This window comes from Pseudomonas sp. MS01C9 (genome assembly GCF_058202755.1).
The window spans coordinates 2,651,930-2,665,245 of sequence record NZ_CM177073.1; the positions used below are offsets into that span (position 1 = coordinate 2,651,930).

The window sequence follows — 13,316 nt, forward strand, 5'->3', positions numbered from 1 at the left end:
CATCCCTCATGTATGAAGCGGCGTCATGCTGGGCAGCATAGGCCAACTGTGCGGGAGTATGAACCCTTATCCCCAGGAGAAGGAGCAAGCGCTCTCTCCTGGGGTGTGCTCAGGTCAACTGTTGTTGTGATCGACCTTGATGGTCGGATCGCTGCCGGCGATCAGGGAGTTGAGGTTGACGTTCGACCAGTTGTTGCCTTCGAGCTTGATCGTCACGTCCGGCGTGGCGGCTGCGCCGTTGGCCGCGTTGAACTGGCCGGTGGTGCTGACCTGCAACGACGACACCCCATCGACCGTGGTGATCTTCAGGAAGTGATCGATGGTGCTGCCGGTTTCACCCTGCAGCAGATCCCTCAGGTCGATCCGGTCGCCTTCGCTGGCCTTGAAGTCCTTGATCACGTCGGTGCCGGTGTCGCCGGATTTCCACACAAAGGTGTCGCCGCCCAGGCCGCCGATCAGGGTGTCGTTGCCTTTGCCGCCGATCAGGATGTCGTTGCCGTTGCCGCCGAGCAGGATGTCATTGCCCTTGCCGCCATCGAGCGAGTCGTTGCCGCCCTGGCCGAAGATAATGTCATTGCCAGCGCCGCCCAGCAGCGTGTCGTTGCCATCGTGGGCACCGGACACATCGAACGCGGTGTAGTGCTCGGTGATGTACTGGTGCACGTTGGCGGTGGTGACCTTGCTGACGTCGACGCCGCTTTGCTGGGCCACGAACGACTGGATGGCCTGGTAACCCTCGCCGGCGATGCCGTTGAAGCTCACCAGGTCGCCGAACAGGATGTCGTTGCCGTCGGCGCCATTGACCGTGTCGGAGCCCGGGAGCGTCGCTTCGGTATGGCCAATGATGGAGTTGGCCAGGTCTTTGGGGTCGATGTTGGTCTGCGGCTTGCCATCGGAGTCGTACGGCTTGAGGTCGGTCAGGGTGACGTCCTTGTTCAAGCCGATCGCTTCCACGCCCGACACCGAGCTCAGCAGCGCGAAAGCGCTGAGAGAGTTGCTGGTGGTGGCCGAGTCGGTGCTGCTGCCGGTGCCGTCGCGGTACGACAGTTCGTAGGTACCGTCCCCTTGGGCGTGCAGCGTGCCCAGGGACTCCTCGCTCCAGTAGCCGCCCCAGGATTTTTTCCAGGTCAGCAACGAGACATTGCCGGACTCGTCGACCTGCACACGGTGGGTGCTGTCCAGGTCGGCGCTGAATGTCTGGCCCAACTTGTAATTGGTCGTGGTGATCAGGCTGTCGAGCTTCACGCCGTTATAGAGGTCGGGGTTCGTCTGCTCGCCGGCCTGGTAGAACGTCGGCTGGCCATCGGTGATGAAGTACGTGAGGTTCTTCGCCCCGGTGTTGCTCGTGGCCTCGGTGCTCTTGAACCAGTTGGCCGTGGTCTTGAACACGTCTTCGTAGTTGGTACCGCCGCCGGACACCATGGAGTCCAGGACGTTCTTGAGCAGGGTCAGCGCATTCGGGTCCTTGAGATTGACCGAAACGGTCTTGTTCACCTGGCGGTCGAAGTCCGCCAGGAAGATGTTCACCGTGCCCGAGTTGTTGCCCATGCTCTGCTTGAGGGTGTTGAACACCGACGTCAGCGAGTTCTTGGCGGCAGTCAGGGACGACTCGCTCATGCTGCCGGAGCTGTCAACCATGAAGGCAATGTTGTAGTTGACGCCCGGTACCACGGTCAGACCGCCAATGTCGGCGACAATCACGTCGTTGCCGTCGGTGCCCGTGAAATTGTCGCTGCCGGAGGTGGCGGTGGCTGCGTTGTAGACCGCCGGATGCACCGTTACCGGGATCTGCGCGGTGGTGACCGCCGATCCGCCAAGGGCTTCGGTGGAGGTCGACGTCACGGTCAGGTTGATCTGGCCGTTGAAGTAGGATGGAGGCGTCAGGTTGAGGCTGCCCAGGTTCCAGCCCGTGACCGAGGCTTCGCCGTTGGCGCCCACGGTCGCGGTGTGGCCGTCGCCGTCGCTCAGCACACTGCCTTGCGGCATGCCGCCGATCTTCACGCTCAGGCTCTCGGAACCGTCGGTATCGGTCAGGGCGGTGGTGATCTTCGACAGATTCACGCTGCCACCTTCGGCGCCTTCGTTGAGCTTGAAGCCGTCGTAATAGCCTTCGCCATTGGTGCCGTGCAGATCGGAAACGGTCACACCGGCATTCACCAGGTCCGTCACGCCGGTATACAGCGGTACGCCGGCACTGCTCAGGTCCACGGGCGTGCTGCCGTTGACCGAGAGGTTGACATCATAGCTGCCCGGGCCGGTCTGGTTGTGATGGTAGATGTCCAGGGTGTAGTAGCCACTGGTGGTCGGGGTGAACGACCCATTGAGCTTGCCGCCCGCCCCCCAGGTGATGCCGGCCACATCCTTGCCGCCAATCGTCACCAGCAGGCTGTCGTCGCCAGTGCCGCTGAAGGTGTAGGTCTTTCCGGCTTCCAGGAAAATCAGGCCCGAGGTTTTCGAGGCGGTGCCCGGGTTGACGTTGCTGTCGGACTGCACGTTGGTCACGTTGGTACTGCTGTTCGGCGTGCCGGCGGCATCGATGACCGACTTGAGGGTGCCCGATGGCGCCCCGCTGCCATCGGTACCCAGGCCTGGCAGGCCGGTCCAGACCTCCTTGATCAGGCCGGTGGAGGTCACGTTGTTGCCGGCCACGCTCAGGCTCGGCTTATCAGCCACCGGCGTGATGTCGATCTTCACGGTACCGGCGTTACCCAGCGTCTGGCCATCGGTCGGCTGGAACTGGATCTGCGTGTAGTCGGCTTTCTGGTCGCCCACGCCGCTCGGGTTGCCATTGGCGCCGGACTCGTTGGCGTCCGGAGTGAAGCGCAGCTTGCCGCCGTCGATATCGGCCTTGCTGAAGGTCTGGTTGCTGGTCACGTCCTTCCAGGTCGCACCATCCAGGTACTGCAGCTTGCCATCGCTCGGCAGCCCGGTGATCTTCACGCCCAGGCTTGTGCTGGCGCTGTCCACATCGCTGATGCCGAAGTTCGACCAGCCCAGGACCAGCGAAGTGTCTTCGGTTCCGGTCGCGGTGCCGCCAGCGGCCACCGGAGCATCGTTGACCCCGACTACGTTCACGGTGGTGGTGGCGGTATTGGAGTAGTTGGTGCCATCGGTCACCGTCACGGTGATGACGCGTGGCACTGTGCTCGGGTCGTCGCTGTTGTTGATGAACGTGATGTTCTTGATCTGCTGCATGTAGTCGGCCAGCGTCGCATTGCCCGACAACGTCAGGGTGACCGTGCCGTTGGTACTGTTGGCATTGATGCTGATGCCGTTGACGCTGTTGCCCAGGTTCAGCGCATCGCCTGGCTGACGGTTGGTCAGCACGATGGTGGCGCCGGTCAGCATGGTGCTGTCCGGGTCGGTGATCTTCAGGTCAGTGTCGCCGATGGATACGCCCGGGCCGGTGGTGCCTTCGGTGAACGTCACCTGGTAATCGGCTCCGGTCTTGCCGCTGGAATTGTTGGCGTCCAGGTCGAGGACCGGTGGAGCATCGTTGTCCACGATCGAGGTGCTGACGCTGCCGTTGGTGCCACTGACCGCGAGGTGCTCGAAGTTGCCACCGGTGGCCGAGTCGATCCTGACCACGAAGTTCTCGGTGCCTTCGGTGATCTTGTCGTCCAGCGTCGCGACATTGAAGGTTGCGCTGGTGGCGTTGGCCGGGACTTTGACGGTGTAGACACCCGTGAAGTCCGTGCCATCGGCGGCGGTGCCGCTGTAGACGATCTTCACCGTCACTTCGGTTTGCGCCGGGTTCGTCAGGCTGACGGTATAGGTGGCGGACTGGCCTTCGGTAACCGCCGTGCTGCCGCTGATGCTGACAGTGGTGTTATCAGGCGTGTCGGTCACGGCCGTCACTGCCGGGGTGGTGCTTGGCACCAGGTGTTCGAAATTGCCACCTGTCGCTGTCTTGATCGTTGCCTCGACGTTGCCGGCGTCTTTATAGACGTCGTCCTTCGGTGCGTCGACGGTCACGGTGCCGGTTTTGGCACCGGCGGCGATGTTGATCACCGCACCGTTGCTCAAGGTGACGGTGACGGGCGAGCCGGCGGCGTTGGTCAGGGTCGCGGTGTAGGTGATCTGGCCGCCTTCGGCCACGGTGTCGGTTGCCGAGAGCGTCAGGCCGGTGGTGTCCTGGGTATCGGTCACTGCAGTGTTGGCAGGCTTGCCATCGACTTCCAGGTTTTCGTAGTTGCCGCCTTTGGCGTCGTCGATCTTGACGCTGAGATTGCCGCCACCCGCCAGGGCATCGTTCGGCGCGGTGAAGTTCACCGAGCCGGAGCTCTGGCCGACCGGGATCGTGATGCTCTGGCCGTTGGACAGGGTCACCACCAGTGGCGCGCCGGTTACCGGAGCGTTAACCGAGGCGGTGTAGACCACGGTGCCACCTTCACCAACAGTCGAGGTCGCGGAGAGCGAAACGGTGCTGGTATTGAGGGTATCGGTCACATCCGTAACGGCAGGCGCAGTGCTTGGCACCAGGTTTTCGAAGTTGCCACCAGTGGCCTTGTCGATGCTGACTTCGACCTTGCCGGCATCCTTGTAGACGTCGTCCGTCGGTGCATCGACGGTCACGGTACCGGTCTTGGCGCCGGCGGCGATGTTGATCACCGCACCGTTGCTCAAGGTGACGGTGACGGGCGAGCCGGCGGCGTTGCTCAGTGTCGCGGTGTAAACGATGGAGCCGCCTTCGGCTACCGTGCCGGTCGCCGAGAGGGTGAGTGCGGTCGCGTCAGGCGAATCGGTGATGGTGGTCACCGCAGGCGTGGTGCTTGGCACCAGGTTCTCGAAGTTACCGCCGGTTGCGCCAGTAATCGTGGTGCTGACGGTGCTGCCGTTGTTGTAGACGTCGTTCGCTGGTGTATCGACCGCAACAGTGCCAGTGGTCTGGCCAGCGGCGATAGTGATCACCGCGCCGTTGCTCAAAGTGACGGTGACTGGTGTTTGGGCCGGGTTGGTCAGCGTGGCGGTGTAGGTGATCTGGCCGCCTTCAGTCACTTCAGTTGAAGCAGACAGGCTCAAGCCGGTGGCATCCGCCGAGTCGGTAATGGTGGTAACGGCTGGCGTGGTGCTAGGCACCAGGTTTTCGAAGTTGCCGCCGGAAGTACCGGTGATGGTAGTGCTGACGGTGCTGCCGTTGTTGTAGACGTCGTTGGCCGGAGTATCGACAGCGACAGTGCCGGTGGTCTGGCCGGCAGCGATAGTGATGACTGCGCCGTTGCTCAACGTCACGGTGACGGGCGTCTGAGCCGGGTTGGTCAGCGTGGCGGTGTAGGTGATCTGACCGCCTTCAGTAATGGTCTCGCTGGCGCTGAGTGTCAGGCCAGTGGCATCCGCCGAATCGGTAATGGTGGTAACGGCTGGCGTGGTGCTAGGCACCAGGTTCTCGAAGTTGCCGCCGGTTGCGCCAGTAATGGTGGTGCTGACGGTGCTGCCGTTGTTATAGACATCGTTCGCTGGCGTATCGACCGCGACGGTACCCGTGGTCTGGCCAGCGGCGATAGTGATCACCGCACCATTGCTCAGGGTAACGGTCACTGGTGTCTGGGCCGGATTGGTCAGCGTGGCGGTGTAGGTGATCTGACCGCCTTCAGTCACTTCAGTAGAAGCAGACAGGCTCAGGCCGGTGGCATCCGCCGAGTCGGTAATCGTGGTCACCGCAGGCGTGGTGCTAGGCACCAGGTTTTCGAAGTTGCCGCCGGTTGTGCCAGTGATGGTGGTGCTAACGGTGCTGCCGTTGTTATAGACATCGTTGGCCGGAGTATCGACCGCAACAGTGCCGGTGGTTTGGCCCGCAGCGATGGTGATCACCGCGCCGTTGCTCAGGGTGACGGTCATCGGTGTTTGAGCCGGATTGGTCAGCGTGGCGGTGTAGGTGATCTGACCGCCTTCAGTCACTTCGGTAGAAGCAGACAGGCTCAGGCCAGTGGCATCCGCCGAATCGGTAATGGTGGTGACGGCTGGCGTGGTGCTAGGCACCAGGTTTTCGAAGTTGCCGCCGGTTGCGCCAGTGATGGTGGTACTAACAGTGCTGCCGTTGTTGTAGACGTCGTTCGCTGGTGTATCGACAGCGACAGTGCCGGTGGTTTGGCCGGCAGCGATAGTGATCACTGCGCCGTTGCTCAACGTCACGGTGACTGGTGTCTGAGCCGGGTTGGTCAGCGTGGCGGTGTAGGTGATCTGGCCACCTTCGGTGATGGTCTCGCTGGCGCTGAGCGTCAGGCCAGTGGCATCCGCCGAGTCGGTAATGGTGGTAACGGCTGGCGTGGTGCTTGGCACCAGATTTTCAAAGTTGCCGCCCGTTGCGCCAGTAATCGTGGTGCTGACGGTGCTGCCGTTGTTGTAGACATCGTTCGCCGGAGTATCGACCGCGACAGTGCCGGTGGTTTGGCCGGCAGCGATAGTGATCACTGCGCCGTTGCTCAACGTCACGGTGACTGGTGTCTGAGCCGGGTTGGTCAGCGTGGCGGTGTAGGTGATCTGACCGCCTTCGGTGATGGTCTCGCTGGCGCTGAGCGTCAGGCCAGTGGCATCCGCCGAGTCGGTAATGGTGGTAACGGCTGGCGTGGTGCTTGGCACCAGATTTTCAAAGTTGCCGCCCGTTGCGCCAGTAATCGTGGTGCTGACGGTGCTGCCGTTGTTGTAGACATCGTTCGCCGGAGTATCGACCGCGACAGTGCCGGTGGTTTGGCCCGCAGCGATGTTGATCACCGCGCCGTTGCTCAAAGTCACGGTGACAGGCGTCTGGGCCGGGTTGGTCAGCGTAGCGGTGTAGGTGATCTGACCGCCTTCGGTGATGGTCTCGCTGGCGCTGAGCGTCAGGCCAGTGGCATCGGCCGAATCGGTAATCGTGGTCACCGCAGGGGTGGTGCTAGGCACCAGGTTTTCGAAGTTGCCGCCGGTTGTGCCAGTGATGGTGGTGCTGACGGTGCTGCCGTTGTTGTACACATCGTTCGCTGGTGTATCGACCGCGACGGTGCCGGTAGTCTGGCCGGCGGCGATGGTGATCACCGCGCCGTTGCTCAGGGTGACGGTCATCGGCGTCTGGGCCGGATTGGTCAACGTGGCGGTGTAAGTGATTTGACCGCCTTCGGTGATGGTCTCGCTGGCGCTGAGCGTCAGGCCAGTGGCATCGGCCGAATCGGTAATCGTGGTCACCGCAGGGGTGGTGCTAGGCACCAGGTTTTCGAAGTTACCGCCGGAGGTACCGGTAATGGTGGTGCTGACGGTACTGCCGTTGTTGTACACATCGTTCGCTGGGGTATCGACCGCGACGGTACCGGTGGTCTGGCCGGCAGCGATGGTGATGACTGCGCCGTTGCTCAGGGTGACGGTCACTGGCGTCTGGGCCGGATTGGTCAAGGTGGCGGTGTAAGTGATTTGGCCGCCTTCGGTGATGGTCTCGCTGGCGCTGAGTGTCAGGCCAGTGGCATCCGCCGAATCGGTAATCGTGGTCACCGCAGGCGTGGTGCTCGGTACCAGATTTTCGAAGTTGCCGCCCGTTGCGCCAGTGATGGTGGTGCTAACGGTGCTGCCGTTGTTGTACACATCGTTCGCTGGGGTATCGACCGCGACGGTACCGGTGGTCTGGCCGGCAGCGATGGTGATGACTGCGCCGTTGCTCAGGGTGACGGTCACTGGCGTCTGGGCCGGATTGGTCAAGGTGGCGGTGTAAGTGATTTGGCCGCCTTCGGTGATGGTCTCGCTGGCGCTGAGTGTCAGGCCAGTGGCATCCGCCGAATCGGTAATCGTGGTCACCGCAGGCGTGGTGCTCGGTACCAGATTTTCGAAGTTGCCGCCCGTTGCGCCAGTGATGGTGGTGCTAACGGTGCTGCCGTTGTTGTAGACATCGTTCGCCGGAGTATCGACCGCGACGGTACCCGTGGTCTGGCCGGCAGCGATGGTGATCACCGCGCCGTTACTCAACGTCACGGTGACAGGCGTCTGGGCCGGGTTGGTCAGAGTAGCGGTGTAGGTGATCTGACCACCTTCGGTGATGGTTTCACTGGCGCTGAGCGTCAGGCCAGTGGCATCCGCCGAGTCGGTAATCGTGGTCACCGCAGGCGTGGTGCTTGGCACCAGGTTTTCGAAGTTGCCGCCGGTTGTACCGGTGATGGTAGTGCTGACGGTGCTGCCGTTGTTGTAGACATCGTTCGCCGGAGTATCGACCGCGACGGTGCCGGTGGTTTGGCCGGCAGCGATGGTGATCACCGCGCCGTTGCTCAAAGTCACGGTGACTGGTGTCTGAGCCGGGTTGGTCAGCGTGGCGGTGTAGGTGATCTGGCCGCCTTCAGTAATGGTTTCACTGGCGCTGAGTGTCAGGCCAGTGGCATCCGCCGAGTCGGTAATCGTGGTCACCGCAGGCGTGGTGCTTGGCACCAGGTTTTCGAAGTTGCCGCCGGTTGTACCGGTGATGGTGGTACTAACAGTGCTGCCGTTGTTGTAGACGTCGTTCGCTGGTGTATCGACAGCGACAGTGCCGGTGGTCTGGCCGGCAGCGATGGTGATCACCGCGCCGTTGCTCAAGGTGACGGTGACTGGTGTTTGGGCCGGGTTGGTCAGCGTGGCGGTGTAGGTGATCTGGCCGCCTTCAGTAATGGTTTCACTGGCGCTGAGTGTCAGGCCAGTGGCATCCGCCGAGTCGGTAATCGTGGTCACCGCAGGCGTGGTGCTTGGCACCAGGTTTTCGAAGTTGCCGCCGGTTGTACCGGTGATGGTGGTACTAACAGTGCTGCCGTTGTTGTAGACATCGTTTGCCGGCGTATCGACCGCGACGGTACCGGTGGTCTGGCCGGCAGCGATGGTGATCACGGCTCCATTGCTCAAGGTGACGGTCACTGGCGTCTGGGCCGGATTGGTCAGCGTGGCGGTGTAGGTGATCTGGCCGCCTTCGGTGATGGTCTCGCTGGCGCTGAGCGTCAGGCCGGTGGCATCCGCCGAGTCGGTAATGGTGGTAACGGCTGGCGTGGTGCTTGGTACCAGATTTTCAAAGTTGCCGCCGGTTGCGCCAGTAATCGTGGTGCTGACGGTGCTGCCGTTGTTGTAGACGTCGTTTGCCGGAGTATCCACGGCCACTGTGCCGGTGGTCTGGCCGGCGGCAATGGTGATGACCGAGCCGTTGCTCAAAGTCACGGTGACGGGTGTCTGGGCCGGATTGGTCAGCGTGGCGGTGTAGGTGATCTGGCCGCCTTCGGTGATGGTCTCGCTGGCGCTGAGCGTCAGGCCGGTGGCATCCGCCGAGTCGGTAATGGTGGTAACGGCTGGCGTGGTGCTTGGTACCAGATTTTCAAAGTTGCCGCCGGTTGCGCCAGTAATCGTGGTGCTGACGGTGCTGCCGTTGTTGTAGACGTCGTTTGCCGGAGTATCCACGGCCACTGTGCCGGTGGTCTGGCCGGCGGCAATGGTGATGACCGAGCCGTTGCTCAAAGTCACGGTGACGGGTGTCTGGGCCGGATTGGTCAGCGTAGCGGTGTAGGTAATCTGACCGCCTTCGGTGATGGTCTCGCTGGCGCTGAGTGTCAGGCCGGTGGCATCCGCCGAATCGGTAATCGTGGTCACCGCAGGGGTGGTGCTCGGTACCAGATTTTCGAAGTTGCCGCCCGTTGCGCCCGTGATGGTGGTGCTAACGGTGCTGCCGTTGTTGTAGACGTCGTTTGCCGGAGTATCCACGGCCACTGTGCCGGTGGTCTGGCCGGCGGCAATGGTGATGACCGAGCCGTTGCTCAAAGTCACGGTGACGGGTGTCTGAGCCGGGTTGGTCAGCGTGGCGGTGTAGGTGATCTGGCCACCTTCAGTCACTTCGGTAGAAGCAGACAGGCTCAGGCCAGTGGCATCGGCCGAATCGGTAATGGTGGTAACGGCTGGCGTGGTGCTAGGCACCAGGTTTTCGAAGTTGCCGCCGGTTGCGCCAGTGATGGTGGTGCTGACGGTGCTGCCGTTGTTGTAGACATCGTTCGCTGGTGTATCGACCGCGACGGTACCTGTGGTCTGGCCGGCAGCGATAGTGATGACTGCGCCGTTGCTCAAGGTGACGGTCACTGGCGTCTGGGCCGGATTGGTCAGCGTGGCGGTGTAGGTAATCTGACCGCCTTCGGTGATGGTCTCGCTGGCGCTGAGCGTCAGGCCGGTGGCATCCGCCGAGTCGGTAATGGTGGTAACGGCTGGCGTGGTGCTTGGTACCAGATTTTCAAAGTTGCCGCCGGTTGCGCCAGTAATCGTGGTGCTGACGGTGCTGCCGTTGTTGTAGACATCGTTCGATGGCGTATCGACCGCGACGGTACCCGTGGTCTGGCCAGCGGCGATAGTGATCACGGCACCGTTGCTCAGGGTAACGGTCACTGGTGTCTGGGCCGGGTTGGTCAGCGTGGCGGTGTAGGTGATCTGACCGCCTTCGGTGATGGTCTCGCTGGCGCTGAGCGTCAGGCCAGTGGCATCCGCCGAATCGGTAATCGTGGTCACCGCAGGCGTGGTGCTCGGTACCAGATTTTCGAAGTTGCCGCCCGTTGCGCCAGTGATGGTGGTGCTAACGGTGCTGCCGTTGTTATAGACGTCGTTCGCCGGAGTATCGACCGCGACAGTGCCGGTGGTCTGGCCGGCAGCGATGGTGATCACGGCACCATTGCTCAAGGTGACGGTCACTGGCGTCTGAGCCGGATTGGTCAGCGTGGCGGTGTAGGTGATCTGACCGCCTTCGGTGATGGTCTCGCTGGCGCTGAGTGTCAGGCCAGTGGCATCCGCCGAATCGGTAATCGTGGTCACCGCAGGCGTGGTGCTAGGTACCAGATTTTCGAAGTTGCCGCCCGTTGCGCCAGTGATGGTGGTGCTGACAGTGCTGCCGTTGTTGTAGACGTCGTTCGCCGGAGTATCGACCGCGACGGTACCGGTGGTTTGGCCCGCAGCGATGGTGATCACCGCGCCGTTGCTCAGGGTGACGGTCACTGGCGTCTGAGCCGGATTGGTCAGCGTGGCGGTGTAGGTGATCTGGCCGCCTTCAGTCACTTCGGTAGAAGCAGACAGGCTCAGGCCAGTGGCATCGGCCGAATCGGTAATGGTGGTAACGGCTGGCGTGGTGCTAGGCACCAGGTTCTCGAAGTTACCGCCGGAAGTACCGGTGATGGTAGTGCTGACAGTGCTGCCGTTGTTGTAGACGTCGTTCGCCGGAGTATCGACCGCGACAGTGCCGGTGGTCTGGCCGGCAGCGATGGTGATCACCGCGCCGTTGCTCAACGTCACGGTGACAGGCGTCTGGGCCGGGTTGGTCAGCGTGGCGGTGTAGGTGATCTGGCCACCTTCGGTGATGGTCTCGCTGGCGCTGAGCGTCAGGCCAGTGGCATCCGCCGAATCGGTAATCGTGGTGACGGCAGGCGTGGTGCTTGGTACCAGGTTCTCGAAGTTGCCGCCGGTTGCGCCAGTAATCGTGGTGCTGACAGTGCTGCCGTTGTTGTAGACGTCGTTTGCCGGAGTATCCACGGCCACTGTGCCGGTGGTCTGGCCGGCGGCAATGGTGATGACCGAGCCGTTGCTCAGGGTCACGGTGACAGGCGTCTGAGCCGGATTGGTCAGCGTAGCGGTATAGGTGATCTGCCCGCCTTCGGTAACGGTATTGCTGGCGCTCAAGGTCAAGCCAGTGGTGTCGATCGAGTCGGTGACGGTAGTGACCGCAGGCGTGGTGCTAGGCACCAGATTTTCGAAGTTGCCGCCGGTTGCGCCAGTAATGGTGGTACTGATAGCGCCGCCGTTGTTGTAGACGTCATTGGCCGGAGTATCGACAGCGACAGTGCCGGTGGTCTGGCCAGCGGCAATGGTGATGACCGAGCCATTGCTCAGGGTGACGGTGACGGGCGTCTGGGCCGGGTTGGTCAGCGTAGCGGTATAGGTAATCTGGCCGCCTTCGGTAACGGTGTTGCTGGCGCTCAAGGTCAAGCCGGTGGCGTCAGCCGAGTCGGTGATCGTGGTGACGGCTGGCGCGGGGTTGGGCACCAGGTTCTCGAAGTTGCCGCCGGTTACGCCAGTGATGGTGGTGCTGACGGTGCTGCCGTTGTTGTAGACGTCGTTTGCCGGAGTATCCACGGCCACGGTGCCGGTGGTCTGGCCGGCGGCAATGGTGATGACCGAGCCATTGCTCAAGGTCACGGTGACGGGCGTCTGGGCCGGGTTGGTCAGCGTAGCGGTGTAGGTGATCTGGCCGCCTTCGGTAACGGTATTGCCTGCGGTCAATGTCACCGTGGTGGTGTCGACCGTGTCGGTGATCTGGGTCACGGCCGGGGTGGTCGGCAGGGTCACGGCGATGCCGCTGCCGCCGGTGGTGCCGGTGACGGTTACGCTGATCTGGCTGGGGTCGTTGTAGACGGTGTCATTGGGCGCCAGTGGAACGTTGACGCTACCGGTGGTCTGGCCGGCGGCGATGATGATGACCGAGCCGTTGGAGAGCGTGATGGTCAGGTCGGTCTGCGGAGCCTGGGTAACGGTCGCGGTGTAGACCAGTACGCCGCCGGCTTCGGTCAAGGTCGGCGTGGCGCTGAGGGTCAGGGTCGAATCGAGCAGTGTATTGGCGGTGGTGTCGGCGCTGGTGTCGATACCGGTGGTGTCATTGTCCGCGGCGGCGGCAGCGCTCAAGCCTTCGGTCGGGAAGCCTACGGTTGGGTCGACGCTGCCAGCCGTGGCATCCAGCACCACGAAGCTGTGACTGCCGCCGGCACTGCCGCCAGCGCTCGCTTCGCCGGCGCCGGCCGCGGTCGCTTCGAGGGCAGTCGTCGGGTCGACACCTGCGGCGATGGCTTGTTGCAACTCTTCTACAGAAGGCGCGGCCTGGGCTGTGGCTTGAGCCAGGTCGGTGGAGGAATCCGGCGCATTGGCGCTCCACTGAGTGTCGCGGCCCAGGTCCAGGGTGCGGCCGTCGGCCAGGTCCAATGTGACGGCCCCGGCAGGGCCTGTGTCCAACTGGTCGCCGGTGTACAGGCGATCACCTTCAATGAGCACACGCCGGATGCCCTCGGGGGATACGGCGAAAACCTGACCAACAATGCTTTTGACGACGGCAACAACACTGCTCATTGAAGACTCTCCGGGTGCCACGCTGTGTAGACTTCCATGGACCCGGCAGCTTGTGGCTGAAGTGGTCTGGACGTTTTTTCGATTCAGTAGAAGAAATATTTTGACGCGTTAAATCGTCAATATTTTGGCTTGTTTTTTCATTTTATTTGTTCATGCCAAACTATTGACCTTCTGCGGGCCATCCTAAACAATCAATCCAGTAATGTCACATTGATATTTAAGCGGCGGCCTGTTCTTTCGGTGCAAGATTCAGTACCTGTTTC

General features: G+C 62.2%; 1 protein-coding gene. It reads right to left on the reverse strand.

Annotated features, from left to right (window positions below; translation table 11 throughout):
* Positions 1-114: 114 nt before the first annotated feature.
* Positions 115-13,053: a retention module-containing protein gene (locus AC1M7R_RS12230; RefSeq protein ID WP_490610430.1), complete on the reverse strand. Its 12,939-nt coding sequence runs from the start codon at positions 13,051-13,053 to the stop codon at positions 115-117.
* Positions 13,054-13,316 lie beyond the last annotated feature (263 nt).

Excerpts from the sequence above, each read along its gene's own strand:
- AC1M7R_RS12230 (WP_490610430.1), bottom strand. The coding sequence starts at position 13,053 with ATGAGCAGTGTTGTTGCCGTCGTCAAAAGCATTGTTGGTCAGGTTTTC.